The sequence below is a fragment of the Nocardia sp. CNS-044 genome, from assembly GCF_059570515.1.
The window spans coordinates 613,995-639,978 of sequence record NZ_JCANSX010000009.1; the positions used below are offsets into that span (position 1 = coordinate 613,995).

General features: G+C 69.9%; 28 protein-coding genes. 14 read left to right on the plus strand and 14 right to left on the minus strand.

What is annotated here, in order from left to right; translation table 11 throughout:
* Positions 1-102 precede the first annotated feature (102 nt).
* A complete protein-coding gene (locus T333_RS25530; RefSeq protein ID WP_496426084.1) occupies positions 103-1,491 on the minus strand; it encodes a class I SAM-dependent RNA methyltransferase in 1,389 nt (462 codons plus the stop codon).
* Between the two features lie 34 nt (positions 1,492-1,525).
* A complete protein-coding gene (locus tag T333_RS25535; protein ID WP_354999604.1) occupies positions 1,526-3,517 on the minus strand; it encodes an APC family permease in 1,992 nt (663 codons plus the stop codon).
* A 191-nt stretch (positions 3,518-3,708) separates the two neighbouring features.
* Between T333_RS25535 and T333_RS25540 the strand changes: the two genes are divergently transcribed.
* Both T333_RS25540 and T333_RS25545 read left to right on the plus strand, forming a co-directional pair.
* Entirely contained in the window at positions 3,709-4,374 is a 666-nt protein-coding gene (locus T333_RS25540; protein ID WP_354999603.1) for a potassium channel family protein, read from the plus strand.
* 2 nt (positions 4,375-4,376) lie between these two features.
* Positions 4,377-5,048, plus strand: coding sequence for a potassium channel family protein (locus T333_RS25545; RefSeq protein ID WP_354999602.1), 672 nt, complete (start codon positions 4,377-4,379; stop codon positions 5,046-5,048).
* A gap of 33 nt (positions 5,049-5,081) precedes the next feature.
* Here the strand turns inward: T333_RS25545 and T333_RS25550 are convergent, their stop codons facing one another.
* From T333_RS25550 to T333_RS25560, 3 genes are all read right to left on the minus strand, one after another.
* Positions 5,082-5,714, minus strand: a complete 633-nt coding sequence (locus tag T333_RS25550) for a sigma-70 family RNA polymerase sigma factor (RefSeq protein ID WP_357256424.1) — start codon at positions 5,712-5,714, stop codon at positions 5,082-5,084.
* Positions 5,715-5,853: 139 nt separating this feature from the next.
* Positions 5,854-6,594, minus strand: a complete 741-nt coding sequence (locus tag T333_RS25555) for a DUF3159 domain-containing protein (RefSeq protein ID WP_354999600.1) — start codon at positions 6,592-6,594, stop codon at positions 5,854-5,856.
* 5 nt (positions 6,595-6,599) lie between these two features.
* Positions 6,600-6,977, minus strand: coding sequence for an OB-fold nucleic acid binding domain-containing protein (locus T333_RS25560; protein WP_354999863.1), 378 nt, complete (start codon positions 6,975-6,977; stop codon positions 6,600-6,602).
* A 126-nt stretch (positions 6,978-7,103) separates the two neighbouring features.
* On the opposite strand from T333_RS25560, the gene T333_RS25565 reads away from it, so the two are divergent.
* Positions 7,104-7,823, plus strand: coding sequence for an alpha/beta fold hydrolase (locus tag T333_RS25565; protein WP_357256423.1), 720 nt, complete (start codon positions 7,104-7,106; stop codon positions 7,821-7,823).
* Between the two features lie 169 nt (positions 7,824-7,992).
* On the opposite strand, the gene T333_RS25570 is transcribed toward T333_RS25565, so the two are convergent.
* Positions 7,993-8,847 carry a DUF3710 domain-containing protein gene (locus tag T333_RS25570; protein WP_496426085.1) on the minus strand — a complete coding sequence of 285 codons (855 nt, stop codon included), beginning with the start codon at positions 8,845-8,847 and terminating at the stop codon, positions 7,993-7,995.
* Between the two features lie 7 nt (positions 8,848-8,854).
* Positions 8,855-9,355 (minus strand): dUTP diphosphatase, encoded by a 501-nt coding sequence (gene dut, locus T333_RS25575; RefSeq protein ID WP_354999597.1) that lies wholly within the window; start codon positions 9,353-9,355, stop codon positions 8,855-8,857.
* 62 nt (positions 9,356-9,417) lie between these two features.
* Here dut and T333_RS25580 point away from each other — a divergent pair, with 62 nt between their 5' ends.
* Positions 9,418-9,930, plus strand: coding sequence for a DUF3093 domain-containing protein (locus tag T333_RS25580; RefSeq protein ID WP_354999596.1), 513 nt, complete (start codon positions 9,418-9,420; stop codon positions 9,928-9,930).
* A gap of 54 nt (positions 9,931-9,984) precedes the next feature.
* On the opposite strand, the gene T333_RS25585 is transcribed toward T333_RS25580, so the two are convergent.
* On the minus strand, positions 9,985-10,287 hold the full coding sequence (locus T333_RS25585; protein WP_067779587.1) for a DUF4193 domain-containing protein: 303 nt from the start codon (positions 10,285-10,287) through the stop codon (positions 9,985-9,987).
* A 377-nt stretch (positions 10,288-10,664) separates the two neighbouring features.
* Between T333_RS25585 and cei the strand changes: the two genes are divergently transcribed.
* Positions 10,665-11,342 (plus strand): envelope integrity protein Cei, encoded by a 678-nt coding sequence (gene cei / locus T333_RS25590; protein WP_354999595.1) that lies wholly within the window; start codon positions 10,665-10,667, stop codon positions 11,340-11,342.
* A 65-nt stretch (positions 11,343-11,407) separates the two neighbouring features.
* Here the strand turns inward: cei and T333_RS25595 are convergent, their stop codons facing one another.
* Complete coding sequence (locus T333_RS25595; RefSeq protein WP_496426086.1) at positions 11,408-12,322, minus strand: inositol monophosphatase family protein; 915 nt, start codon at positions 12,320-12,322, stop codon at positions 11,408-11,410.
* 172 nt (positions 12,323-12,494) lie between these two features.
* Between T333_RS25595 and ppgK the strand changes: the two genes are divergently transcribed.
* The 3 genes from ppgK (at position 12,495) to T333_RS25610 (ending at position 16,198) form a co-directional block, all read left to right on the plus strand.
* Positions 12,495-13,253 carry a polyphosphate--glucose phosphotransferase gene (gene ppgK / locus T333_RS25600; RefSeq protein WP_354999593.1) on the plus strand — a complete coding sequence of 253 codons (759 nt, stop codon included), beginning with the start codon at positions 12,495-12,497 and terminating at the stop codon, positions 13,251-13,253.
* Between the two features lie 234 nt (positions 13,254-13,487).
* Positions 13,488-14,861 (plus strand): RNA polymerase sigma factor, encoded by a 1,374-nt coding sequence (locus T333_RS25605; RefSeq protein WP_354999592.1) that lies wholly within the window; start codon positions 13,488-13,490, stop codon positions 14,859-14,861.
* 245 nt (positions 14,862-15,106) lie between these two features.
* Positions 15,107-16,198 (plus strand): MHYT domain-containing protein, encoded by a 1,092-nt coding sequence (locus T333_RS25610; RefSeq protein ID WP_496426087.1) that lies wholly within the window; start codon positions 15,107-15,109, stop codon positions 16,196-16,198.
* A 107-nt stretch (positions 16,199-16,305) separates the two neighbouring features.
* Here the strand turns inward: T333_RS25610 and T333_RS25615 are convergent, their stop codons facing one another.
* Together T333_RS25615 and T333_RS25620 are read right to left on the minus strand one after the other, a co-directional pair.
* Positions 16,306-17,487, minus strand: a complete 1,182-nt coding sequence (locus T333_RS25615) for a cation:proton antiporter (protein ID WP_354999590.1) — start codon at positions 17,485-17,487, stop codon at positions 16,306-16,308.
* A 3-nt stretch (positions 17,488-17,490) separates the two neighbouring features.
* On the minus strand, positions 17,491-17,973 hold the full coding sequence (locus tag T333_RS25620) for a cation:proton antiporter regulatory subunit (protein WP_354999589.1): 483 nt from the start codon (positions 17,971-17,973) through the stop codon (positions 17,491-17,493).
* A 212-nt stretch (positions 17,974-18,185) separates the two neighbouring features.
* Between T333_RS25620 and T333_RS25625 the strand changes: the two genes are divergently transcribed.
* Both T333_RS25625 and T333_RS25630 read left to right on the plus strand, forming a co-directional pair.
* A complete protein-coding gene (locus tag T333_RS25625; protein WP_496426088.1) occupies positions 18,186-19,400 on the plus strand; it encodes a sensor histidine kinase in 1,215 nt (404 codons plus the stop codon).
* 34 nt (positions 19,401-19,434) lie between these two features.
* Positions 19,435-20,082, plus strand: coding sequence for a response regulator (locus tag T333_RS25630; protein WP_357256417.1), 648 nt, complete (start codon positions 19,435-19,437; stop codon positions 20,080-20,082).
* 10 nt (positions 20,083-20,092) lie between these two features.
* Here T333_RS25630 and T333_RS25635 read toward each other — a convergent pair whose 3' ends face one another.
* Positions 20,093-20,452, minus strand: a complete 360-nt coding sequence (locus T333_RS25635; protein WP_496426089.1) for a DUF952 domain-containing protein — start codon at positions 20,450-20,452, stop codon at positions 20,093-20,095.
* 274 nt (positions 20,453-20,726) lie between these two features.
* Here T333_RS25635 and T333_RS25640 point away from each other — a divergent pair, with 274 nt between their 5' ends.
* Positions 20,727-20,921, plus strand: coding sequence for a DUF7455 domain-containing protein (locus T333_RS25640; RefSeq protein ID WP_029903635.1), 195 nt, complete (start codon positions 20,727-20,729; stop codon positions 20,919-20,921).
* Between the two features lie 193 nt (positions 20,922-21,114).
* Here T333_RS25640 and T333_RS25645 read toward each other — a convergent pair whose 3' ends face one another.
* On the minus strand, positions 21,115-21,801 hold the full coding sequence (locus tag T333_RS25645) for a TetR/AcrR family transcriptional regulator (RefSeq protein WP_496426132.1): 687 nt from the start codon (positions 21,799-21,801) through the stop codon (positions 21,115-21,117).
* Between the two features lie 166 nt (positions 21,802-21,967).
* On the opposite strand from T333_RS25645, the gene T333_RS25650 reads away from it, so the two are divergent.
* Together T333_RS25650 and T333_RS25655 are read left to right on the plus strand one after the other, a co-directional pair.
* Positions 21,968-23,818 carry a DEAD/DEAH box helicase gene (locus tag T333_RS25650; protein ID WP_496426133.1) on the plus strand — a complete coding sequence of 617 codons (1,851 nt, stop codon included), beginning with the start codon at positions 21,968-21,970 and terminating at the stop codon, positions 23,816-23,818.
* Positions 23,818-24,366: a hypothetical protein gene (locus T333_RS25655; RefSeq protein WP_496426090.1), complete on the plus strand. Its 549-nt coding sequence runs from the start codon at positions 23,818-23,820 to the stop codon at positions 24,364-24,366. Before T333_RS25650 ends, T333_RS25655 begins: the two co-directional genes overlap by 1 nt.
* A gap of 70 nt (positions 24,367-24,436) precedes the next feature.
* Here the strand turns inward: T333_RS25655 and T333_RS25660 are convergent, their stop codons facing one another.
* The gene (locus tag T333_RS25660; RefSeq protein WP_357256413.1) at positions 24,437-25,177 is read right to left on the minus strand and encodes an SDR family NAD(P)-dependent oxidoreductase; all 741 of its coding nucleotides are present in this window, start codon (positions 25,175-25,177) and stop codon (positions 24,437-24,439) included.
* A 105-nt stretch (positions 25,178-25,282) separates the two neighbouring features.
* Here T333_RS25660 and T333_RS25665 point away from each other — a divergent pair, with 105 nt between their 5' ends.
* Positions 25,283-25,885, plus strand: a complete 603-nt coding sequence (locus tag T333_RS25665) for a TetR/AcrR family transcriptional regulator (RefSeq protein WP_357256412.1) — start codon at positions 25,283-25,285, stop codon at positions 25,883-25,885.
* The last annotated feature ends 99 nt before the right edge of the window (positions 25,886-25,984 follow it).

Below are 25,984 nucleotides of genomic sequence, written 5' to 3' on the forward strand. Positions count from 1 at the left end.
TCCCGAAGGTCGACCAGTCCCCCACTGGCGCAGGGACTCCCGGCGCCGACTCTACGCCGACCCGCGGTCGTCCGGATCCCGCCGCTACTGCACCCTGGCCGGTCAGCGCTCCAGCAGCGCAAGGCATTCCACGTGGTGGGTCGCGGGGAAGGCGTCGAAGGCGCGCAGGTCGACGAGGCGGTAGCCGTGCGATCGATAGAGGCCCAGGTCGCGGGCGAACGCGGCCGGGTCGCAGCCGACGTGGACGATGCGGGCGGGAGCGGCCGTGGCCACCGCCGCGACCACCTCCTTGCCCGCACCCGCGCGCGGCGGATCCAGTACCACGGCCCGTGGCGCGGCGCCGCCCACATGCTCGGTCAGCCAGCGTTCGACACGTTCCGCGCGCAGATCCACCCAGGGCAGGTCGTGCAATGCGGCCTGTCCGTCGGCCACGGCGGAACGCGCCGACTCCACCGCGAGCACCGAGCCCCGCGCGCCTACTCGATCCGCCAGGCGCGCCGCGAAAACCCCTGCACCGCTGTACAAATCCCAGGCCAGGTCACCGTGGTAGAGACCCGACCAGTCCGCTACCACGTCCGAATAACATTGCGCCGCAAGGCGATGCGCCTGCCAGAACCCGGTCGCCGCGATCTCCCAGCGCCGGCCGGCGACGTACTCCACGGCCCGCCCGGTGCCGTCGACCACCCATTCGTCGCGGGCGGCGTGCGTCGCGGCGCGGCGCGCCACCGCCTCGCGGCGCGCCTCCTCCGGATCCTCGACCCGCTCCTCCGCTCGGCCCGAGGGTCCCGCGGCACCGCGCGGCCGCTCCGAGCCCTGGTTCCCGCCGCGCCGCCCCCGCGGTCCGCCACCGTGCCGCCGCCCCCGCCGGGCGGTCACTTGCTCGGCGGGCGGCAGTTCCACCAGGTGCCGCACACCGTCCCCGTCCACCGCGACGACCAGATCCGCGCCCGGCGTCCAGATCCGGTCGGCGATGCCGTTCATCGCACCCGAAACCGGTTGCGGGCAGCGCAGATCCGCGATCACCTCGGTGCTGCGATAGCGGTGCACACCGGCCCGCCCCTCGGCGTCGACCGGCAGCCGGATCCTGGTACGCCAGCCGCCGCTCGCGTCGTCCGGATAACCGGCGATCGGTTCGACGACGATCTCGCGCTCGATCCCCGCGAGCCTGCGCAACTGCTCGGCGACCACCATCGCCTTCAGCTCCCGCTGCGCGGCGGGCGTCGCGTGCGAGAAATCGCAGCAGCCCGCGCCGCCCGGCCCCGACACCGGGCAGGTCGGCGGCACTCGGTCCGGCGAAGGCTCCAGAACCTGCACGGCGTCGGCACGGCAGAACGAACCGCCGCGGTCCTCGGTGACCGTGGCGCGCACCAGCTCACCGGGCAGCCCGTGCCGCACGAACACGACCCGGCCCTCGTGCCTGCCGACGCAGAACCCGCCGTGTCCGGGCGGGCCCAGCCGCAGGTCGAAGGTCCTGCCGAACCAGTCGGTCATCGGACGGACCCGCTCGGGCAGGGCTGCGGCGCGTTCATACCCGATCCTCGTAGCCGCGCCGTACCGCGCCCGGCGCGTTGATCTCGCCCGCCTGTCCGGCCCGCGTCGTCGACGAGCTCAGCTGCCACGGCACCGAGGTCACCATGACACCGGGCTCGAAGAGCAGCCTGCCCTTGAGCCGCAGCGCGCTCTGGTTGTGCAGCACCTGCTCCCACCAGTGGCCGACGACGTACTCGGGAATGAACACCGTCACCACGTCGCGCGGAGCGTCACGGCGCACCCGCTTGACGTAGTCCAGCACCGGCTTGGTGATCTCGCGGTAGGGCGATTCGATCACCTTGAGCGGCACGGTGATATCGCTCTTCTCCCATTCCCGCACCAGCGCCCTGGTGTCGGCCTCGTCGACGTTCACCGTGATCGCCTCGAGCGTGTCGGGGCGGGTGGCGCGCGCGTAGGCCAGCGCGCGCCGTGTCGGCAGGTGCAGCCTGGAGACCAGCACGATCGAATGCGAACGGCTCGGCAGCACGCCGTCCCACTCGTGCTCGTCGAGTTCCCTGGCGACCGAGTCGTAGTGGCGGCGGATGCTCTTCATCACCACGAAGATGGAGACCATGGTCAGGATCGCGATCCAGGCGCCCGCGAAGAACTTGGTGATGAGCACGATGATCAGCACCGCGCCGGTGGCGCTGAGGCCGACCGCGTTGATCACCCGGGAACGCTGCATCCTGGCCCGCTGCGCCGGATCGGTCTCGGTGCGCAGCAGCCTCGTCCAGTGCCGCAGCATGCCGGTCTGGCTGAGCACGAACGAGACGAACACGCCGACGATGTAGAGCTGGATGAGCTTGGTGACCTCGGCCCCGAAGACGACGACGAACGCGATCGCCGCGCCGGACAGGAACAGGATGCCGTTGCTGAAGGCCAGCCGGTCACCGCGGGTGTGCAGCTGGCGCGGCAGGTAGCGGTCCTGCGCCAGAATCGAACCGAGTACCGGGAAGCCGTTGAAGGCCGTGTTGGCGGCCAGCACCAGGATCAGCGCGGTGACGATGGTGATGAAGAAGAACCCGATCGGGAAGCCTTGGAACACCGTGTCGGCGATCTGGGCGATCAGCGTCTTCTGGTGGTAGTCGTCGGGCGCGCCGATCAGGTTGTGGGTGTCGTGGGCGTACACGATGCCGATCTTCTGCGCCAGGATGATGATGCCCATCAGCAGCGTGATCGCGATGCTGCCCAGCAGCAGCAGCGTGGTCGCGGCATTGCGCGACTTGGGCTTGCGGAAGGCGGGCACGCCGTTGCTGATCGCCTCGACACCGGTCAGCGCGGCACAGCCGGAGGAGAAGGCGCGCGCGAGCAGGAAGGCGAAGGCCACGCCGTAGAGGTGCTCGTCCTCGGCGGCGAGGCCGAATCCGGACGACTCGGCCCGCAGTTCCTCCCCGAGCACCACGGTGCGGAACAGGCCCCAGCCGAGCATGACGAACATGCCGAAGATGAACGCGTAGGTCGGGATCGCGAACGCGGTGCCCGATTCCCGGACGCCGCGCAGGTTCATCGCGGTCAGCAGCGCGATGGCCACCACCGCGAACAGCACCTTGTGGGTGGCCACGAAGGGAATGGCCGAGCCGATGTTGGAGGCGGCCGAGGAGATCGACACCGCGACGGTGAGCACGTAGTCCACCAGCAGGGCGCTGCCGACCGTGAGTCCCGCAGTGGGGCCGAGGTTGGTGGTCGCGACCTCGTAGTCGCCGCCGCCGGACGGGTAGGCGTGCACGTTCTGGCGGTAGCTGGCCACCACCACGGCCATCACGAACGCGACGGCGAGACCTACCCAGGGCGTGTAGACGTAGGCCGAGATACCGGCCGCCGACAGCACGAGAAAGATCTCCTCCGGCGCGTACGCGACCGACGACATGGCGTCGGAGGCGAACACCGGAAGCGCGATTCGCTTGGGCAGCAGTGTGTGCCCCAGCGAATCGCTACGAAAGGGCCTGCCCAGCAGCATCCGCTTGGCTGCCGTCGTCAACTTGGACACTGAAGCGAGCATAGATCCCCTGGCCCTCGATCGCCCGCGGGGTATCGATGCGCGTCTGCGCAGGCCCGCGGGTCACAAAGAGGTTTGCCCGCCCCCCGAAGGGGGAAAGTGGGCCATGGACACACAGGGCGGGTACGGTTCTGCGGACAGGTGAGTAGACCGAACGCCAGGTCCAGGAGCGAGGTTGCACGGTGTACGTAGTGATCATGGGATGCGGTCGCGTCGGCTCGTCGCTGGCCCGCGCCCTGGTCCGGGTTGGCCACGAGGTCACCGTGATCGACCGGGATCCGAGCGCGTTCCTGCGGCTGGGTGACGATTTCCCCGGCGAGCGCCTGGTCGGCGTCGGCTTCGACCGAGATGTGCTGACCCGCGCCGGAATCGAGCGGGCCGAGGCGTTCGCCGCGGTCTCCTCCGGCGACAACTCCAACATCATCTCCGCAAGGGTGGCCCGCGAGACCTTCGGCGTCGAGCGCGTGGTCGCCCGGATCTACGACGCCAAGCGCGCCGCGGTGTACGAGCGGCTCGGCATCCCGACCATCGCCACGGTGCCGTGGACCACCGACCGTTTCCTGCGCACCCTCGTCGGCGATTCCAGCACGACGACCTGGCGCGATCCCACCGGAACGGTCGCGGTGACCCAGCTGACGCTGCACGAGGACTGGTACGGGCGGACGGTGCGCGATCTGGAGCGCGCGATCTCCGTCCGGGTGGCGTTCATCATCCGGTTCGGCCAAGGCCTGTTGCCCGACAGCAAGACCATCGTCCAGGCCGACGACATCGTCTACGTGGCCGCGAACTCGGGCAGCGTCGGCGAGGTCGTCGCGCTGGCCGTCAAGCCCCCCGCTAGCGAGGACTGATCATGAAGGTGGCCATCGCCGGGGCAGGCGCCGTCGGCCGATCGATTGCCCGCGAACTGCTACGCAGCGGACACACGGTGATGCTGATCGAGCGTCAGCTCGACCACATCGACGCGGAAGCCATTCCGGACGCCGTCTGGGTGCACGCCGACGCGTGCGAACTCGCGCTGCTGGAGGAAGCCGGGCTGGAGACCTACGAGGTGGTCATCGCGGCCACCGGCGACGACAAGGCGAACCTGGTGCACAGCCTGCTCGCCAAGACCGAGTTCGGCGTGCGCCGCGTGGTCGCCAGGGTCAACGACCCGCGCAACGAATGGCTCTTCGACGAGTCGTGGGGCGTCGACGTGGCGGTCTCCACGCCGCGCCTGCTCGCCTCGCTGGTCGAGGAGGCGGTCTCGGTGGGCGACCTGGTCCGCCTGATGACGCTGCGCCAAGGGCAGGCGAACCTGGTGGAGATCACCCTGCCCGCCGACACCGCGCTGGCGGGCAAGCCCGTCCGCACCCTGACCCTGCCCCGCGACGCCGCGCTGGTGACGATCCTGCGCGGCGGCCGGGTGATCGTCCCGCAGGCCGACGATCCCTTCGAGGGCGAGGACGAGCTGCTGTTCGTGACCTCGGTGGAAGCCGAGGAAGATCTGCGGGTGGCGCTGGCCGACCACGGCATCAAGCCATAACACCCCGATACGGTTTGCTGCCGCGGTTCGGGCTCAGGCCACCGGCTGCAGCTGCGCCCGCAGCTTGCTGAGGGCGCGGTGCTGCATCACCCGGACGACGCCGGGGCTGGTGCCGATGGCCTCCGCGGTCTGCGCGGCCGACCAGCCGAGCACGATCCGCATCACCAGCACCTCGCGGTGCGCGGGAGCCAGTATCTTCATCAATTCCCTGGTGGCCGAGCGGCGTTCGAGCGCGAGCGCCCATTCTTCCGGCCCCGCGGCCGCCGACGGGGAGTCGGGGACGTCCGCGACGGGATAGGTCGGGTGCATCTGCGAGCGCCGGAACGCGTCGGCGATCTTGTTGGCCGCGATGCCGTAGACGAAGGCCAGGAAGGACTTGCCCTGATCCCGGTAGCGCGGGATGGCGTTGACGGTGGCCAGCAGGATCTCCTGCACCACGTCGTCGGCGGTGACGTGCAGGTGGGCGGTGTTGCCGAGACGGGCGCCGGTGTAGCGGCGGACCAGCGGGTGCACTACCCGCACGATCTCCGACACCGCGTGCTTGTCGCCCGCGGCGGCGGGGCCGATCAGCTTGTCCAATTCGGCCGCCACCCGGCGGCTCTCCGACAGCGCGGGGCTGGGGTGGGCGTGGGTCTTGGTGGTCGAAACCTTGTGCTCGGTAGCCAATGTCCGAGTCCTTTCTAGCCGATCGTTGCGTTTCTCGTGTTGCAAACGATCGTCCGATGAACTCGGCGCACCAACCAGGTACCCCAGGGTGGAGAGTGCCCCACCTCGGCGGTGGGGCGGACCCCACCCCTGTTCCGTATCAGGCGGTTTCGGCCTTGGCACGCGGCAGATGACCCGCCCGGCGCACGGCCCAGATTGTGACCGCGAAGGCGACGGCGGTCAGCGGCCAGCCCATGGCGATGCGGGCGACGGCGAGCCAACCGGTGCGGTCGGTGTCGTAGAGCTCGGACTGGACCAGATACCTGGCGGCGAAGACCACGACGAAGGTGGCGGTCGCCAGGTCGTAGAGGCGCAGCGCCCTGCGGTCGGCGCGCCAGCCGGAGCCGTGGCCGTTCAGCACGCCCCAGATCACGCCGACCAGCGGCCGGCGCACCAGGATCGAGGCGAGGAACACGCCCGCGTAGATCAGGCTGGTGTAGATGCCGAACAGGAAGAAACCCTTGGCCTCGCCGACCCGGTAGGCGATCAGCGCGCAGACGCCGACGCCGAGGAAGCCGGAAATGGCGGGTTGCACCGGATCGCGTCGCACCAGCCGCCACACGAGCACGGCGGTCGCGACGCCCAGCGCCGCCCAGATCGCGGCGGTGAGCCCGGCGAGGGTGTTCACCGGGACGAAGACGAGCACTGGCAACGTCGAGTAGATCAGGCCGCTGAATCCGCCCAACTGCTCGAGCAGCGTCTGTTGGGCGGCTTCCTCACGCACGGCCTCTTCGGCCGAGGCGGGACGGTCGTCCGTACGCCTGCGAGCCGCGGCGTCGATCGGTCGCTCGATATCGGTCGGCGTGCCTAGATCGGCGCCGTGGTCGTTGCTCGATGGCATACGTGTCAGCTGTTCCCGCGCAATTCGTAGTAGGGGTTGAAGATCACCTTACGGCCGTCGCGGTCACCGACCCGGCCGCGGACCAGAATTCGCCGCCCCGGTTCGATGCCGGGGATGCGCCGGCGGCCGATCCACACGAGTGTGATGGCGTCGGTGCCGTCGAAGAATTCTGCCTGAACACTGGCGCCCACCGACTTGGGGCAGGCCTCCACACTTCGTAGACGACCGAGCATCGTCGCTTCGTCACCGCGACGACACTCCGACGCCCGACACGCGCCCGACGCCTCTGCGGTCTCGGCCAGCTCCTCGGCATCGAGTCTGTCGATGTCCTCGGTAAGCCTGCGGCCCAGACGTCGAAAATACCCTGAGGCTGCGGATGGCATTACACGCTCTCCTGCTGCACAGATGGCGCGGGTCTCACGCCATCGTGGTTGTTCGGTGACGACCGGCTGTTGGCCGTACACCCGCCACTGTAGATGCCTACGGTCACCCCCGCTACGCTCGACCCGGTGTTCGACTCCACACATGTCACGACGGCCACACGACCTGCGGTTCCGCTTGTCGTCGCGCTGCCGGGCACCGGCTCCGACGCCGATTTCGCCCGGCGCGCCTTCGGCCCGGCGAGCGTCGCCCGCGGGTTCGAATCGATTGCCGTGGAGCCGGATCCGCGGGCGGTCGTGGCCAGCTGCCACGCCGCGCTGGACGCCGCCGCCGCGCGGGGCCCGGTACTGGCCGCGGGCATCTCGCTCGGCGCGGCGATCGCGCTGGAATGGGCGGGCGCGCACCCGGAATCCGTCGCGGGCGTCGTCGCCGCGCTGCCCGCATGGACGGGCTCGGACACCGCCCGTTGCCCTGCCGCGCTCAGCGCCGCCGTGACCGCCGAGCAACTGCGCGCCGACGGCTTGGAGACGGTCATCGCCCGGATGCGCGCGAGCAGCCCGCGCTGGCTGGCCGACGCCTTGACCCAGTCCTGGCGTTCCCAGTGGCCGCACTTGCCGCAAGCCCTCGAGGAAGCCGCCGACTACAAGTGGCCGAGCACCGACCGCCTCGCCACGCTGGACGTGCCGGTCGCGGTCGTCACCGCGACCGACGACCCGGTCCACCCGCTCGCCGTAGCCGAGGAGTGGGCCGATCTCATCCCCGGCGCCCGGCTGTTCCGCACCACGCTGGACGAATTGGGCGCCGACCCGGCGATCCTGGGCCGCCTCGGATTCACGGCATTCGACTGACGGGCCGGCCTTCCGCTGACGGGCCGGTCTTCCGCTGACGGGCCGGTCTTCCGCACCGCGGCCCGTGGGCGAACTCCTCGCCGAGACCGGACGGGCCACGCCGTTGCGGCAGGAGACCGTCCACCCGCCTCGCAGTGCGGACAACCTCCGCGAGGCGGGTGCGAAGCGATCAGTTCAGGCCGAGCTGCTGCATCGCGGAGCCGTCGGCGCCGCGGCGCGGCTGGGGCGGCAGCGTCTGCGGCTGGGCGGGCACCGGGTTCTGGGCCGCGGCGGCCTGGGCGGCCAGCTGCTGCTGTTGCGCCTCGATCTGCGCGTGGTGCGCGGCGGCCAGCTGCTCGGCGAGCTGCTGCGGCAGGACGACCGGCAGCGGATCGCGCACCGGCAGCGGATCGGTGCCGCGCCGGATGACCGTCTCGCTGAGGATCGCCCGCGCCGCGGACACCAGCGGCGTGCCGTCGTTCACCGCGCCCGAGGGGCCCGCCGCGACCAGGCGCACCATCCAGCGGTAGCCGTCCACGCCGATGAAGCGCAGGTCGGCGCCCTCCGTGATGGCCAGGACTTCCCGTCCCCACGGACCGGTCTCCACCGCGACCCGCGCGCCGTCCTTGCGCAGCGAGTCGGCGAGGTCGGCCGCCACCGCCCGCCACTGGCCCGGCGATTTGGGCGCGGCATAGGCGGCGACGGTGATGCGGCCGTGCTCGGTGGCCAGGTGCACCGCCTGCGGAGTGCCGTCCGGGGTCATCTCGACCTGTAGCTGGCCGCCCGGCGGCACCGGAAGGATGACCGAACCCAGGTCGAGGCGCTGATCGACGACTCCTTCGAGCAGCTCGGCCACTTCGTCGTAGTCGTAGGGGCCGGTCCGCTCGCCCTCCGGGCGTTCCGCGAAACCGGCGCTGTCCTCGGCGAATTCGTCGTAGGACAGCTCGTCGTACTCGGCGTCGTAGTCCACGTCGTCGTACTCGGCGCCGTATTCGTCGTACTGGTCCTCGAACCGGTCCGACCGCTTCTTTCTCTTTCCGAACATCGTCGCCTCACGCCTCCCGGCCGGTCACCCGGCTCACCCCGTCGGTCTCCGCGCCCAAGCTGGCGTGACCGCCGCTGGACCCGTAGCCGCCCGCACCCCGCGTCGTGTCGTCGAGCTGATCGACCTCGACGAAGTCCACCAGCTCGACCCGCTGCACGAGCAGCTGCGCGATCCGGTCGCCACGGCGCAACTCGATGCGCGTGCGCGGATCGTGATTGATCAGACACACTTTGATCTCACCCCGGTAGCCCGCGTCCACGGTCCCCGGCGTGTTCACCACCGACAGCCCGGTCTTGGCGGCGAGCCCGGACCGAGGATGGATCAGCCCGACCGTGCCGACCGGCAGCGCCACGGCGACGCCGGTGCCGACGAGCACCCGCTCCCCCGGCTCCAGGATGACGTCCTCGGTGGTGCACAAGTCCACGCCGGCGTCGCCCGCATGGGCGCGCGTCGGCACGGGAATGCCCGGATCCAGCCGCAGCAGGGGTATCGGTGAAAGTGCGCTCACGTTGGTCGAGCCTACGCGTACCTCGGCGTTCGCCTGGCGGGACGGTGGCCTACTGTTGAGTCGTGTCGGACAGGCCCAACCCTTCGGTGACGGACAACGAGAAACAGGCCCGCCGGCCATACGTCGAGCGGCTCTGGGTACCGCTGTGGTGGTGGCCGGTCGGGTTCGGCATCGCCGGGTTGCTCGCCGCCGAAATCCACATGGGCGCACCGGGAATCCGGGCCTGGCTGCCCTATGTTCTGCTGTTCCCGGTCGCGGCCTGGGTGCTGGTGTGGTTGAGCCGCCACAAGCTGGCGGTGAACGCCGACGCCTCGGGCACACCGGAATTGCGCGTCGACCGCGCGCACCTACCGGTGAATTTCGTGTCTCGCGCGGCGGTGGTCGCCCCCTCCGCGAAGAGCGCGGCCCTCGGCCGCCAGCTCGATCCCGCCGCGTATGTGCAACATCGTCCCTGGATCGGTCCGATGGTGTTGTTGGTCCTCGACGACCCCGATGATCCGACGCCGTACTGGTTGATCAGTACGCGCCGACCAGAGAAGGTCCTTGCCGCGCTCGGGCTGCCGAGCGCGGGCTGACAGTTACCTTCGGCCGAACCCGCGGTCCGGCCGGATTCCGCGTCCCGCGAACTATCAGGCGGCGCAATCCATGCAGATCATCTGGCCGCCTGCCTCGCTGGCCAGCCTGCTGCGGTGGTGAACAAGGAAGCAGCTGGAACAGGTGAACTCGTCGGCCTGCTTCGGAATCACCCGAACCGAGAGCACTTCCTCGGACAGATCCGCGCCGGGAAGCTCGAACGACTCCGCGGTATCGGATTCGTCGATATCCACGACGGCGGACTGCGCCTCGTTGCGACGAGCCTTCAGCTCCTCCAGCGAATCTTCCGACACATCGTCGGATTCGGTGCGCCGCGGTGCGTCATAGTCGGTTGCCATGTCGTCTTCCCCTCGTCCTTACTCCGTATATCCCGGACCGGCTGCCGCCACTCCGATTCCTCGCCGGAATCGAGCGCCCGCACCGCCCCGCCGGTGGTGCACATCACACGTGCACCGGTCACCTATCAGGGGGGATCACTAGGATCCATACCCGGTAGCGCTCGGTAAACGCAGGACATGCCCTACTTGTTCCCGCGACCGACCCACCGTTTTCGCCGCTGGTGATTCGATCTGGGCCGCCAGACAATAGCGGACCGCGCGACAAAAGTCGCAATCAAAACACAGCCGAGTCGAAACTGTCGGGGAATCGACACCAACGCTGGAACTCGCCGAGACCTTCCGCACCGGCTTCGCGACATTTTCGTAGAGTGTGGCTCGTGGTTTCACTGATCACCGAAGGCAGCGCTTCGGATTCACAGGGACGACCCTACGCTCGGCGCCGCCCCCAACCCTGGCTCATCATGCTCGGCGTCATGGCGCTGATCTGCGCGATCGTGTGGATCAAGGCGCTGACGACGCAGGACACCGACACCACCGCGATGGCCTGCAACTCGCCGAGTCCCGCCAGCGATCCGGGCGCGGCCCCGGCGCCCAAGCTGGGTCAGCGGGTCGGCGCGTCGCGGCTGGAGGATGTGGAACCCGCACCGCTCGCGGCGAGCAAGGTGCGCGTGCTGAACGCGAACAACCAGCGTGGCCAGGCCGCGCACGTCGCGGCGCAGCTCGGTGATCTCGGCTTCGCGAGCGCACCCGGCACGCAGTACGGCAACGATTCGATATACGTCAACGGCGACCTGGAATGCACCGGGCAGATCCGCTTCGGCGTGAACGGCAGGCCCGCCGCGGCGTCGGTGCAACTCGTCGCGCCGTGCGCCGAGCTGATCGAGGATCAGCGTGAGGACGACAGCGTGGACCTGGTGCTCGGTTCGCTGTTCCGGGATCTGCGGCCGAGCAACGACGCCGAGGAGGTGCTGCGTTCGCTGAAGAACCCGGCGCCAGGCGCCAGCACGGCGATCGACTCCGAACTGCTCGACGCCGCACGCTCCGCGCACTGCTGACGCCGCGCTAGCCGCGCATTTCCGACCCGGCGCCGAGCCGACACTCCCGGCGCCGCGATCCCGGATCACCGATCCGGGATCGGCTCCGTCGCGCCCACTTCGGCGAGCAGTTCGCCGAGTTCCCGTGCGATGCCCGGCGCCGCGGCGACGACGAGATCGCCCGCCGCGCCGGACGCGGTCGCGGGCGGAAGCGTCAGACGCGCGCCCGCTTCCGCGGCGATCAGCGCGCCCGCGCCCCAGTCCCAGGCGTGCAGCCCGTGCTCGTAGTACGCGTCGACGCGCCCGGCGGCCACGTTGCACAGGTCGAGCGAGGCCGCGCCGAAGCGGCGGATGTCGCGGATCCTCGGCAGTACCCGCCCGACCATTTCGGCCTGCCGCGCGCGCCGGTGCGCGCCGTAGGCGAAACCGGTGGCCACCAACGACATCGAGAGATCCTCGACCGGGTTGCACCGCAACTGTTCGACCGTGCCGTCGGCGGCCGTCGCCGTGGCTCCCAAGCCGAGCCCGGCGCTGTAGGTCACCGCCCGCGCGACGTCCACCACCGCGCCCGCGACGGACCTTCCGTGGCGCATCGCCGCCACCGAGACCGCGTAGCCGGGGACGCCGTAGAGGAAGTTGACGGTCCCGTCGATCGGGTCGACGACCCAGTGCACCGCGTCGTCGTCGACGGTCATGCTGCCGCCGCCTTCCTCGCCCACGATCGGGTCGCCCGGCCGCCGCTCGGCGAGCAGCGCGCGGATCAGTTCCTCGCTCTCGGTGTCCACCACGGTCACCGGATCGGTCGCGTGGCCCTTGGCCCGCACGGCGCCGTCGGTCACGGCTCCGGCCGGGCCGAACACCTCGGGGCGGCGGGCGCGGACATGGGCCGCGGCTCGTTCGGCGAGCTCGACCGCCACGCGGCGGAGTTCGGACGCGGTCCCCCCGGTCTCGGCGGCGGACTCTTCGGCTACTCGGGTACTGGATTCCGGCACGCCGTCCATCGCATCACAGATGCTTCCACGTGCGCAGCCTCGATCGCGCATTACTCTTGTCGTGCACGACACAGCGCCGTCGTCGGGCACCCCACCGCACCCGCCCGCAGGCGGCCGCGTGGACCCGGTGCGGCGGGCGCTGTGATCACAACCGGCCAGCTAAGGGAACGAGGGGTTAGCCATGTCCGCTCGGGGGCACGCATTCGGTATCGATATCGGCGGCAGCGGCGTCAAGGGCGCCGCGGTGGACCTGGCCACCGGCGAGCTGTTGCACGAGCGGATCAAGATCGCGACCCCGCATCCGTCGACACCGCACGCCGTCGCCGACGCGGTGGCCAAGCTGGTCGCCGAGGCCGACTGGCCCGGCCCGGTGGGCATCACGCTGCCCTCCGTCGTCCTGGAAGGCGTGGCGCGCACCGCCGCCAACATCGACAAGACCTGGATCGGCACCGACACGCGCACCCTGTTCTCGGCGGCCCTCGGCGGTAGATCGGTCACGGTGCTCAACGACGCGGACGCGGCCGGGCTCGCGGAGGACCGCTACGGCGCGGCAAGGGATTTCGACGGGCTGGTGCTGCTGCTGACCTTCGGCACCGGCATCGGGTCGGCGCTGCTCTACAACGGCACGCTGGTGCCCAACACCGAACTCGGCCACCTCGAGGTCGGCGGCATGGAGACCGAGCACCGCGCCGCGGCCTCGATCAAGGATCGCGAGGGTCTCAGCTACGAGCAGTGGGCCGCGGAGGTCAGCACCGTACTGATCGGTCTGGAGAACCTCTTCTGGCCGAAGGTGATCGTCGCGGGCGGGGGCATCAGCCGCGATTCGGACCAGTGGATTCCTTTGCTGACCAATCGGACTCCGGTGGTTCCCGCCCGGCTGCGCAACACCGCGGGTATCGTCGGCGCCGCCATGGCGATCGCCTCGGGCGTAGTCCCGTGACCTGCTCGGCGGCGCGCGGGCGACGGGTCGGCGACGACGCGGAACACGCTCGAGGCGGGCGTGCGACAACTGGCATCGTGCCGTGAGTACCCTGGTTGGATCGTTACAATGGAACATGCCCGGCGGTGAGCCGGAGAAACCCGACCGGCCCTCCGCCGGTGAAACCCGACAGACCGCTCCGCCGGAACACCACTCTGGCGTGACGCCGCACGAGACCGTCACGAAAGGGCGTACGTGGTAGCCACGACCCGTCAGACCGCCGAATCGGCCGACGCCGACTCCACAGATGTAACCGCAGCACGGCCGGTCCGCAAGGCTGCCGCCAAGAAGGCACCGGCCAAGAAGGCCGCTGCCAAGAAGGCGCCCGCGAAGAAGGCCGCCGCGAAGAAGGCGCCCGCGAAGAAGGCCGCCACCAAGAAGGCGGGCCCCGACGGCGAGCCCGGCGCCGAAGAGGCGTTGGAGGACGAGGCTCTCGATCTCGAGGATCTGGACGATCTGGAGGTCGACGAAGGCGATCTCGCCGAAGACGCGGACTTGGCGGACGACACGGCCGAGGACGTCGCCGAGGACGAGGAAGCCGAGGGCGCCGAGGAGCCGTCGGAGAAGGACAAGGCCTCCGGCGATTTCGTCTGGGACGAGGAGGAGTCCGAGGCGCTGCGGCAGGCCCGCAAGGACGCCGAACTCACCGCCTCCGCCGACTCGGTGCGCGCCTACCTCAAGCAGATCGGCAAGGTCGCGCTGCTCAACGCCGAGGAGGAGGTCGAGCTCGCCAAGCGGATCGAGGCCGGCCTCTACGCGGCGGAGAAGGTGCGCGAGTTCGCCGAGGCGGGCGAGAAGCTGCCCGTCGCGATGCGCCGCGATTTCAACTGGATCGTGCGCGACGGCAACCGGGCCAAGAATCATCTGCTCGAGGCCAACCTGCGACTCGTCGTGTCGCTGGCCAAGCGCTACACCGGCCGCGGCATGGCGTTCCTGGACCTGATCCAGGAGGGCAACCTCGGTCTGATCCGCGCGGTGGAGAAGTTCGACTACACCAAGGGCTACAAGTTCTCCACGTACGCCACCTGGTGGATCCGGCAGGCCATCACCCGCGCCATGGCCGACCAGGCCCGCACCATCCGCATCCCGGTGCACATGGTGGAGGTCATCAACAAGCTCGGCCGCATCCAGCGCGAGCTGCTCCAGGACCTGGGCCGCGAGCCCACCCCGGAGGAGCTGGCCAAGGAAATGGACATCACGCCGGAGAAGGTCCTCGAGATCCAGCAGTACGCGCGCGAGCCGATCTCGCTGGACCAGACCATCGGCGACGAGGGCGACAGCCAGCTCGGCGACTTCATCGAGGACTCCGAAGCCGTGGTCGCGGTCGACGCGGTGAGCTTCACCTTGCTGCAGGACCAGCTGCAGTCGGTGCTGGAGACGCTGTCCGAGCGCGAGGCGGGCGTGGTCCGGCTGCGCTTCGGCCTCACCGACGGCCAGCCGCGCACCCTCGACGAGATCGGCCAGGTGTACGGCGTCACGCGTGAGCGCATCCGCCAGATCGAGTCCAAGACCATGAGCAAGCTGCGCCACCCCAGCCGCTCCCAGGTGCTGCGCGACTACCTGGACTGATACGCACGGACCTACGGGCCCGCATTCCTTGTGCCACTTGCCATTTCGGCGGCGTGGCGGGGATGCGGGCCCGTTGTCGTTCGCCGTGGGGTATTGCGCTGTCCCATACCACTTTCCAGATGGAACAAAACTGAAAAGTGATTCAAAACACTTCGGGGAACTCGGTTTTGCGCGGTCCGCTGCCGTACTGTCTGACGCACACGTTTTCAATCGCCGGGCGGTCTCGGCCCGGCCATGGGGTTCATGTGCTCGACATTCACCACTTCACGTACGGGTCGTTGACACCGCTGCTGGCCTACATCATGTCCTTCACCGGATCGCTGCTCGGATTGCAGTGCGCCGCGCGGGCCAGGGCTGGTCGAGGTAGGGCCGGTTGGCTGGTGCTCGCCGCGTTCGCGATCGGCGGAACCGGCATCTGGGTCATGCATTTCATTGCGATGCTCGGCTTTTCGATCGCCGGAGCGGAGATCCGCTACGACGTCCCGCTCACCCTGCTCAGTGCGGCGACCGCGATCGTGGTGGTCGGCATCGGGCTGTTCGTGGTGGTCACCCCGCAGCCGACGCTGGTCGCCCTGCTCGCGGGCGGCGCCGTCATGGGTCTCGGCGTGGCGGCCATGCACTACATCGGCATGTTCGCGATGAAGTCCAACGCGACCATCGGCTACAAGCTTCCGATGGTGGCGCTCTCGGTGGCCATCGCGGTGGTCGCGGCGACGGTGGCGCTGTGGTTCACGTTGCGGGTCAACGGTTTTCTCGCCACCACCGGCGCGGCGGGGATCATGGGCCTTGCCGTGTGCGGCATGCACTACACGGGCATGGCGTCGATGCACGCGCACGCGCACGGCTCGGGCCATGGCGGGCCGGTCGCTGGGACGGGAGCGATGCAGTTGCTCGCGCCGCTGATCGTCGGCATCAGCATCGTGACCATGCTGCTGCTGATCGCCGTCAGCCTCACCGCGATCGAGCGCGATATCGAGCTGCCGCCGCTGCGCGCGGCCACCGTCCGTCCCGCCGCCGAGGACCTCGCCCCGCTGCCCAAGCCCCGCGTGCCCCCCGCGCGTTCCGCCGCCGACTATCTCGCACCGCCGCCACCACCTCGCCCCGCCGCGGTGCACGTCACCCCGGAGCATCTCGCGGCGCTGTCCCCGTCCACCGCGCGACCGACCGCCGAAGATCTCGTGCCCTCGCTCCCACCGCACGTGGCTCCCGTGCACCAAGCCGCCGAGCACCCCGCGCCCGATCTCGAGCCCGGTCCGCAGTCGGCCGCGATCTCCGCCGCGCCGGTCACGGGGACACCGTATTGGCCGACGACGCACGACGTTCCGCGTCGGAGGTAGCGCGCGAATCGCCATTCGGAGTCGCCCCGCGTCGAACGGGAACGTGCCGCGACGCAGGACCACGAACCCTGACTCCGCTCCGGCCGTGCGCTGGACTTCCGTCCCCCTCAGGAGGTGACCGCGGGACCCGGCTCGGGTTTCACGAAGGCCACCAGTGGCTCCACCACTCGTGCCGCGATGGGGCCGAACACCGCCATCAGCAGTACGTAGGCCGAGGCGAGCGCGGCCAGTTCGCCGGCGACCGCGCCGCCGGTCACCGCCAAACCCGCGATGACGATCGAGAACTCGCCATGCGCCACCAACGCGGCGCCCGCCCTGGCCCGGCCCATCCGCCGAATGCCCTGCCGCTGGGCGGCCCACCAGCCGGTCGCGACCTTGGTCACCGTGGTCACCACGGCGAGCAGCACCGCCCAGCCGAGTACCGGCGGGATCGCGCGCGGGTCGGTACTCAGCCCGAAGGCGACGAAGAAGATGGCCGCGAACAGATCCCGCAGCGGCTCCAGCAGTTTCGCGGCCTGGTGCGCGGTCGACCCGGAGATCGCGATGCCGAGCAGGAACGCCCCGACCACCGCCGAGACGTTCAGCGCCGAGGCGGCTCCGGCCACCAGCAGCGCCGCTCCGAGCAATTTGAGCAGGAACACCTCGTTGTCCGAGCTGTCCACGATGGCCGAGACGTAGCGGCCGTAGCGCAGCGCCACCACCAGCACGATGGTGATCGTCGCGAGTGCGATGCCGAGCCCCCGCAGTCCGCTGATGAAGCTGAGGCCGGCCAGCAGGGTGGTGAGGATCGGCAGGTAGACCGCCATGGCCAAGTCCTCGAACACCAGAATCGAGAGCACGACCGGGGTTTCCCGATTACCGAGCCGACCGAGATCGTTGAGCACCTTGGCGACGATGCCCGAGGACGAGATGTAGGTGATCCCGCCCATGGTGAGCGCGCCGACGAGGCCCCAGCCGAGCAGCAGCGCCACCACCACGCCAGGAATCGAGTTGACGACGATGTCGACCACGCCCGCGGGCCACGACCGTCGCAGACCGGTCACCAACTCGGCGGCGGTGTATTCCAGTCCGAGCAGCAGAAGCAGCAGCACCACGCCGATCTCGCCCGCGACATGACCGAACTCGTCGGCCTCGGCGAGATCGATGAACCCGCCCGACCCGAACGCCAATCCGCCGAGCAGATAGAGCGGGATCGGCGACATGCCGACCCGTCCCGCCACCCGGCCCAGCATGCCGAGAGCGAAAAACACCGCTCCGAGCTCGAGCAGGGCGAGCGCGGTCGTGTTCACGGGTCAACCGTGCGAGAGGATCTTCGCGGCGGCGTCCAGGCCGTCGGGAGTACCGACGACCACGAGCAGATCGTCTGCGGCGAAGGTGAAATCGGGTCCGGGCGACGGGTGCAGCTGACCCGCCCGCATCACCGCGACGATCGAGACCTTGGTGCGGGTGCGCATCGCCGTCTCGCCGAGCGTGCGGCCCTCGTACGGCGATTCCTCGGCGATCGGCAGCTGCCGGGTGGTGATACCGGGCAGGTCGCGGTGGTCCTCGCGGAGCTTGGCCACCAGTTGCGGTGCGCCGAGCAGATTGGCGAGCACGGCCGCCTCGTCGCTCGTCAGCGGCACCTGCGCGGCGCAGGCGTCGGGGTCGTCGAGCTTGGAGACGATCAGATCGATGCTTCCGTCCCGATGGTCGACCACGCCGATCCGGCGGCCCGACCGGGCCTCGAAGTCCTTGCGTACCCCGATGCCGGGTAGTGCGGTGACGTCGACGTTCACTCGTTCAGCGTAGCCCCAGCCGAACGAAATCGGCCTGAAGCCCCGCGCAGGTTCGGGCGCAGACCACGGAAACTCGATCAGCGCGTCACCGGCGAGCAACGCTATGGGCGAGTCTCGTGCCCGCCAGGGTGCGCCATGTCGGCCGTCGGATCGTTCGCGCGTCATCACTTCGGCGGACCCGCACCCCTCGACGGGTGTGCTGTGATGGGTCGGTGAAGCAGTGGCGCGCGTTGTCGGCGACCGCGCAGGACGCGTTGGTCGCGCTCTTCGCGTTCACCTTCGGCGCGTTCCTGTATCTGTCCGGGTTCTATCCGACGACCCAGGCGAGCCTCGCCTCGTCCCTGGGCACCCGGTTCGGTGTGCTCGCGCTGCTGTGCGCCGCGACGCTGCTGCGGCGGCGCGCGCCGCTGGTGGCGCTGGCGGCGGGCGCGGTGCCGGTCGGCATCGATCTGGCGCTCGGCCCGACGGTGCCGGTGTGGATCGTCTACTCGGATCTGATCTACGCGGCCGTCCTCTACGGCACGCGCGCCGTCTCGCGCTGGGTGACGATCGGCTGCGTCGGGCTGACGACGGTGATCACGATCGGGGTCTTCGTCGGCACCGCTGACTGGCGGGCGCTGGTGCTCTCGGTCGCCGCGGCGGCCGCGTTCGTCGGCACGCCGATCTGGTGGGCGCTGTCGGTGCGCACGCACAAGGAGATCGCCGAAGCCGAACGCGCGCGGGGGCAGGCGATGGCCTTGGTGGCCGAGCTGGATCGGCGCGCCGCCATCGCCGACGAGCGCAAGACGATGGCGCGCGATCTGCACGACGTCATCGCGGGGCACCTCTCGGCCATCGCGCTCCAGTCCGAGGCGGCGCTCGGCGTGCTGACCCGCGAGAACTCCGACACCGCGATGGCCGGGATCCTCGGCTCGATCCGGGCCAACAGCGTCAACGCGCTCCAGGAGATGCGGACCATGATCGGTCTGCTGCGCCGCGACGACGGGAGCGAGGACGAGCCCGCCGCGCCGCGCACCCTGGCCCAGTTGCCGATCCTGGTGGACGCCGCCCGGTCGGCGGGAACGACGGTGCGCGTTGCCGATTCGCTCGACGGGGCCGTGCTGCCCAGCGCGGTGGACCAGGCCGCCTACCGAATCGTCCAGGAGGCCTTGACGAACGCGATGAAGCACGCACCCGGCCGACCGGTCGACATCGCTGTCCGCGCCGATCCGTCGACACTCGACGTGTCGGTGCGCAATCCGGCGCCGGCGAACTCGGCCGAATCCCCGAATTCCGAAGGGGCGCACCGCGGCCTGGTGAACATGCGCGAGCGGGCCGCCGCGCTGGGCGGCAGCTTCGCCGCAGGACCGGAAGCCGGAGGATGGTCGGTGCGCGCCAGACTGCCGCTCGGCATGCCGCAGCCGCGCGTCGGCGAGGCGGAGGCATGAGCGAACCGTCTGGCAGCCGAACAGCGGAGGTGGCATGACGATTCGCGTGCTGATCGCCGACGACCACGGCGCGATCCGCGCGGGGTTGCGGATGATCCTGGACAGCGCCGAGGGCGTCGAGGTGATCGGCGAGGCCGCCGACGGCGACATCGCGGTGGCGCAGGCCAAGGCGTTGCGTCCCGACGTGGTGCTGATGGACGTGCGGATGCCCGGCGTGGACGGCATCACCGCCACCGAGCGCATCACCGCCGACGCGCTGGCGCGGGTGCTCATCCTCACCACATTCGACTTGGACGAGTACGTCTTTCGCGCCTTGCGGGCCGGCGCGTCGGGGTTCGTGCTGAAATCCACGTCGGGACAAGCACTCCTCGACGCGGTGCGCGCGGTCGCCGTGGGCGACGGCGTGCTGGCGCCGGAGGTCACCCGGGCGGTGATCGCCGCGTTCGCGTCCTCCGGCGCCGACGCCGCACCCGCCGCACCGGACGGGCTCGCCGATCTCACCGAACGCGAACGCGAGGTGCTGGACTGCCTCGGCGAGGGCTTGTCCAACGCGCAGATCGCGGCGCGGCTGTTCATCGGGGAGACCACGGTGAAGACGCACGTCTCGCGGGTGCTCACGAAACTCGGTGTGCGGTCCCGTGTTCAGGCGGCCATCCTGGCGCGGCAGGCGCGCGAGCGCTGAGCGGCGGCGCTCACTCCGCCAGCGGCGCGAAAGTTCCATCCGGGCAGGGCAGATACTCGTCCACGGATGTGACGGTGCTCACAGGAAGCGGACCGTACAGGTGCGGGAAGAGCATCGACGCCGGATCCGTCGGCACGCCCAGCTCCCATTTCACCGGATCCACGAGCAGTTTCGCGTCGATGCGCAAGAGCACCAGGTCACGTCGTCCCACGTACAGGCGGTTGGCGGGCAGGTGCACCCGCCGCGGCGTGGACAGGTGAACGAATCCGACCTCGGCCAACGAGGGCGGCCGGTGCGCACCGGTTTGCCGTGCGTTGCGCCACTCGTGCAAAGTACAAAGGTGAACCAGCGTGTGAGTGTCGTACGTCACGGGTAATCTCCCAACAGACCAACTGGATAGACGTGTTCGTGGGTGATCGAGTGCGGTTCGATCCCTGAGCTGGAGTGTTCGCCATCAGCGAAATCCCAGGTCGTGTTAGAGAAAACACACAGAATCACTTGCGGGAACAATGCCCCCGTCCCGAACGTCTGACAGAGTAGTCATACCACTGCTGGGAAGTAGCGGTAGCGAGCTCGTGGTGAGTGACCACGGGCCCCACACCAGGTGAACGGACTGTAGTGCCGGGAGCCAGGACGGAGGAGTCATGCCAGGAACCCTGACAAGCACCCCACTGACCGCGGTCGATCGTTGCGACCGTTGCGGGGCGGCTGCCCGAGTGCGTGCCGTTCTGCCCGCAGGTGGAGAGTTGCTCTTCTGCCAGCATCACGCGAACGAACACATGGATCGGCTGCGTGAGCTCGAGGCCGTGATCGACACGGAGTCGGCTCCCGCCCTCTGACCGGAATTCGCGTCCCGACACAACAGCATCGAACAACAGAACACAGCTTTCCCCGCAGCGGGCGACGAAACGTCGCCCGCTGCGGGCATGTTCGGACTTCACTGTGGTTGAGGTCACAGCGGCGTACTTCCGCCTTCGCTCCGGCCACGCGCGAGATATCGGCGGACCGTGTCCGACTGTGCGCCAGGTCACATCATTCGAGTTCGGCGAGGATCCCATCCAGCAACCGGGCCAGCCCGAACTCGAACGCGCCATCCGGATCCGCGGGCGCCTGATACCGCTCCCCCACCGCCGCGCCGACCCGTCCGGCGAGCGGGAACTCGCCGAGCGGCATGACCCGCGCCAGCTCGGGCCCGTACCGCTCCCACCACTGCGCGTCGGTCAGCTCCGCCGCGCCGCGGGCCGCCGCCACCGCCATCCGCGCGTTCCCGGTCGCGAACTCGGTCAGCACCGCGATGGCCCGATCCATCGCGAGATCGGTGAGCCCGATTCCCTCGATGGCCGCCAGCTGACGCTCGTAGCGCCGCATCCGCCCCGGCCCGAGCACCGCCCGCCAAGGCGACACCTCCAGCAGCCACGGGTGCGCCAGCACCTCGGCGCGGACCTGTCGCGCGATCGCGGCCATCCGCTCGCGCACCGGCAGCGCCGCGGGGATGGGCACGTCCTCCGCGGCGACGGCGTCGACCATCAGCACGGTCAGCGCCTCCTTGCTCGGCACGTAGGTGTACAGGCTCATCGGCCGCAGTCCCAGCTCCGCCGCGACCGCGCGAATCGACACCTTCTCGTACCCCTCGCGGTCGGCCAGTGCCACGGCCGCCGCGACCACGGCGTCGACGCTCACCGTCTGCTTCGGACCGCGCCCGCCCGTGCGCGGCGGCATCGATTGCCGCCACAGCAGATGCAGCAGTTGCCTGGCCTGATCGTCGTCGCTCTGCTCGGGCAAGGGACTCCTCGGAACAAACCCGGTACGGTGTACGTTGTCACCATACTCCGTACGCCATACGAGGATCTAGGGGTTCGCTCTGCCCAGCACACAGGCCACCTACCTGCCCGACCGTCACCTCTTCGCACTATGGACATGGACCGGTCGTGGCGCCGGACGCGCGCCCGCCGAACTCGGTGATCGAGAGACCCTCGAGCTGGCGCTGCCGATCGGGCCGCGCGGGGCCATCGAGATCGCCGAGGTCGACTGCGCGCTGATCTCGCCCGCCGAGCTCGCGGCGCTGGATCTGGGCAACGGATCGCCCGGCGAGGACGGTCAGTCGAATCGGGCGCACTCGACCGACTCGACCCCGACGGCGGCCGCCGACCACTTGGCGACACCGCGGCTGCCCGACGCGGGTTCCGCACTACGGGTATGGCAGACAATCCTGCGCGAAGGCGAGCCCGTCGGCGCACTGCCCACCGCCGCGCACGCCGTACCGGACGCCGCGGGCACCGCGATCGTGTCCGCCGACCGCGCCCTGCGCACCCTGCTCGGCACCGAGGCGGTGGCCGCCGAGCTGGCGACGGCTCTGCACGCTGACCTGCGCCCCTACCAGGCACGCGGGGTCGGCTGGCTGACCGAGACCATCGCGGCGTACGGCGGCGCGGTGCTCGCCGACGAGATGGGCCTCGGAAAAACGGTGCAGGCCATCGGTTTTCTGCTCGGACGCGCCACGGCGGGCGCTCAGCTCGTGGTCTGCCCCACGTCGCTGGTCGGCAACTGGGCGCACGAGATCACCCGTTTCGCACCGGAACTGCGCCCGGTCACCTGGCGCGGCGGCGAACTCGCGGTAGCCGCGGGCGACATCGTGGTGGTCGGCTACCCGACGCTGCGGCTGCACGGCCACCTCCTCGCCGGACAAGACTGGGCGACAGCGGTGTTCGACGAGGCGCAAGCGTTGAAGAACCCGCGCACGCAGCTCGCCAAGGCCGCCAGGGACGTCACCAGCCCCGCCAAAGTCGCGCTGACCGGCACGCCGGTGGAGAACCACCTCGAGGAGCTGTGGGCGTTGCTGCACTTGGTCGCGCCGCGCCTGTTCGCCCATCGCGGCCAGTTCCGCCGCCGTTTCGTCCGGCCGATCCAGGAGGGTTCGGCCGCGGCCGCCGCCCGCCTTCGCGACACCATCGAACCGGTCGTGCTGGCGCGCAAGAAGTTCCAGGTCGCCGCCGCGCTGCCCGCGAAGATCCACACCGATCTGCTCTGCGACCTGACCGCCGAACAGGAGAAGCTCTACGACCAGCTACTGGAGCGGGCCATCGACGACGGCTTCGGTTCCGGCGCGCAACGCCAGAGCCGGGTGCTGGCCGCGCTCACCGCGCTCAAGCAGGTGTGCAACCACCCGGGCCTGATCACCGGCGATCTCGCCGAGCTGCCCGGCCGTTCGGGCAAGCTCGACCTGTGCACCGACATCGTCGCCACCAACCTCGAAACCGATTCGCCGACCCTGATTTTCACCCAGTACCGGCAGACCGGTGAGTTGCTGGTCCGGCACCTCGCCGAGCAGTTCGGCGTCACCGCGCCGTTCTTCCACGGCGGACTGAACCAGGCCCAGCGCGCGGCGATCGTGCGCGACTTCCAGTCCGCGGACGGACCGCCCGTGCTCGTACTGAGCCTGCGGGCGGCAGGCACCGGCCTCACCCTGACCCGCGCCGCCGACGTGGTGCACTTCGACCGCTGGTGGAATCCCGCCGTGGAAGCGCAGGCCTCGGACCGTGCGCACCGGATCGGTCAGACCCGCACGGTCACCATCACCACCCTCACCTCCGGCACCACCGTCGAGGAGCACATCGCGGGCATGCACGATCGTAAGTCCGCGCTGACCGACCTGTCGGACTCCGCGGGCATCGCCGCGCTGGCCCGCCTCGACGACGACCAGCTCGTCGAGATCCTGCGCCGGAAGCGAGAGAACTGATGGCGGACAACGAATTCGGCTACACGGCATGGGGCATGGACTGGGTGCGGCTCGCCGAGCCGCTGCGCCAGACCCGGCCCGATTCGCTGCTGCCCCGCGCCCGCAGCATCGCCCGCAACCACGGCGTCCAGACCACCGTCGAAGGCCGCGTCGTGCGCGCGCACATCCACCGCGGCGGGCAGGCGTCGGTGACACACCTGGAGGTCGCGCCGCTGTCCCGGCAGGCGGTGGCCGCGATCGCCGAGGTGATCCCGGACCCGACGGTGCTGACCGACGAGACGCACCGCGCGCTCGCCGCGGCAGAGGTGCGGCCCGCCCCGGTGCTCGCCGCCGTCGACTGCTCGTGCTCGGCGCGCACGGAACGCTGCGTCCACGTGCTGGCGACGCTCTACGACATGGCGCGGCGGATCGACGAGAACCCGCGGCTCGCCCTGGAGATCCAGGGGTATTTCGAAGCGGCGCACAGCGATTCGGAGATCGTCGTCGAACAGCCGCGCTGGACGCCGATCAACACCCTGGACCCCGATCGCTTCTTCGAACCGGCCTGAGCCCGGCCGTCAGACCGCGGGCCGGCGGACCCTCGGCGTCTCACCGGGCCGGTATTTCACCGGGTTAGCGTCAGGCGTTGGTGCCGCTGTCCACGGTGAGGATCGCGCCGGTGATGCTGCGGGCGGCCGGGCCCGCCAGGAACGCCACAGTGGCGGCGACATCGTCGGCGGTGCCGAAGCGCCCGAGCGCGGTGAGGCCGACCTGGGTCGCGGCGTGTGCGCCGTCGGCCGGATTCATGTCGGTGTCGGTCGAGCCGGGCTGCACCAGATTCACCGTGATCGACCGCGGGCCGAGTTCGCGCGCCAGTGCCTTGGTGAATCCGTTGAGCGCCGACTTGCTCAGGTTGTAGAGCGCGAGACCACCGAACGGGGCGTGCTCGGTGAGATTGGTGCCGATGCCGATGATCCGACCGCCCTCGCTCATGTGCGCGACCGCCGCTTGAGCGCCGACGAACGCGGCGCGGGCGTGCACGTGCAGCGCCCGGTCGATCTCCTCGACGGTGAACTCCTCGAACGGCTTGCTCGGGAAGATGCCCGCGTTGTTCACCAGGATGTCGAGCCCACCCAGTTCGGCGGCGGCGCGGTGCACCGAGTACGCCACCTCGCCCGCGTCGGCGCTGTCGGCGCGCAGCGCGATCGCGCGCCTGCCAAGCGCTTCGATCTCGGCGACAACGGTTTTCGCGGCGGTCTCGGCGCTCCGGTAGGTCAGCGCGACGTCCGCGCCCGCGACGGCCAGCTGCCGGGCGATGGCCGCCCCGATCCCCCTGCTGCCGCCGGTCACCAGTGCCACCTTGCCGGTCAGGTCGGACATCAGTACTCCCTCAATTTTTGTGTCGATCAGTACATAAATAGCTAAGCCCACGGCGACCGGCCCGTCAAGGGGTATATTTAACGATCGACACAGAAAGGAGCAGCCGTGGCCGAACGAGGTCGTCCCCGCGCCTTCGACCGCTCGGTCGCGCTGCGCCGGGCCATGGAGGTGTTCTGGGAGCACGGCTACGAGGGCGCGTCGATGAGCGACCTCACCGCCGCGATGGGCATCAACTCGCCCAGCCTCTACGCCGCGTTCGGTGGCAAAGAGGCGCTCTTTCGCGAGGCCATCGAGCTCTACGGCCGCACCGACGGCGGCTACACCGAGCGCGCACTGCGCGAAGAGCCCACCGCACGGGCAGCCATCGAGGCCATGCTGCGCGACAACGCCGCCGCCTACACCGTCGAGGACAAGCCACACGGCTGCATGGTGGTGCTCGCGGGCGCTACGTACACGACCCGCAATACCGGGGTGCGCGATTTCCTCGTCGAAAAGCGCAGGGAGACCACTGATCACATCCACGCGCGCCTGTGGCGCGGGGTCACCGAGGGCGATCTGCCCGCGCAGACCGACACGGCGTCGCTGGCGGCCTTCTACACGACAGTGCTCTACGGGCTGTCCATCCAGGCCCGCGACGGCGCGGCGCTGGAGGACCTCACCCGATCCATCGACTGTGCGATGGCGGCGTGGCCCGCGAGTTCTCCCTGAGCGCTGACCTCCGCCGACGCGACCACTTGGCACGCGACTTCGGCCAGCGCGCGACTCGGCCGTCCCGCGACGCGGGGCAGCACGCGGCCGGATACCCGC

What these genes read in the sequence shown, in the direction of transcription:
- ppgK (WP_354999593.1), top strand. Translation starts at nt 12,495, where the DNA reads ATGTCCGCTCGGGGGCACGCATTCGGTATCGATATCGGCGGCAGCGGC.
- T333_RS25645 (WP_496426132.1), bottom strand. Translation starts at nt 21,801, where the DNA reads ATGCCGCCGCGCACGGGCGGGCGCGGTCCGAAGCAGACGGTGAGCGTC.
- T333_RS25530 (WP_496426084.1), bottom strand. Translation starts at nt 1,491, where the DNA reads ATGACCGACTGGTTCGGCAGGACCTTCGACCTGCGGCTGGGCCCGCCC.
- T333_RS25555 (WP_354999600.1), bottom strand. Translation starts at nt 6,594, where the DNA reads ATGCCATCGAGCAACGACCACGGCGCCGATCTAGGCACGCCGACCGAT.
- T333_RS25640 (WP_029903635.1), top strand. Translation starts at nt 20,727, where the DNA reads ATGCCAGGAACCCTGACAAGCACCCCACTGACCGCGGTCGATCGTTGC.
- T333_RS25630 (WP_357256417.1), top strand. Translation starts at nt 19,435, where the DNA reads ATGACGATTCGCGTGCTGATCGCCGACGACCACGGCGCGATCCGCGCG.
- T333_RS25570 (WP_496426085.1), bottom strand. Translation starts at nt 8,847, where the DNA reads ATGTTCGGAAAGAGAAAGAAGCGGTCGGACCGGTTCGAGGACCAGTAC.
- T333_RS25545 (WP_354999602.1), top strand. Translation starts at nt 4,377, where the DNA reads ATGAAGGTGGCCATCGCCGGGGCAGGCGCCGTCGGCCGATCGATTGCC.
- T333_RS25585 (WP_067779587.1), bottom strand. Translation starts at nt 10,287, where the DNA reads ATGGCAACCGACTATGACGCACCGCGGCGCACCGAATCCGACGATGTG.
- T333_RS25560 (WP_354999863.1), bottom strand. Translation starts at nt 6,977, where the DNA reads ATGCCATCCGCAGCCTCAGGGTATTTTCGACGTCTGGGCCGCAGGCTT.
- T333_RS25660 (WP_357256413.1), bottom strand. Translation starts at nt 25,177, where the DNA reads ATGTCCGACCTGACCGGCAAGGTGGCACTGGTGACCGGCGGCAGCAGG.
- T333_RS25595 (WP_496426086.1), bottom strand. Translation starts at nt 12,322, where the DNA reads ATGGACGGCGTGCCGGAATCCAGTACCCGAGTAGCCGAAGAGTCCGCC.
- T333_RS25655 (WP_496426090.1), top strand. Translation starts at nt 23,818, where the DNA reads ATGGCGGACAACGAATTCGGCTACACGGCATGGGGCATGGACTGGGTG.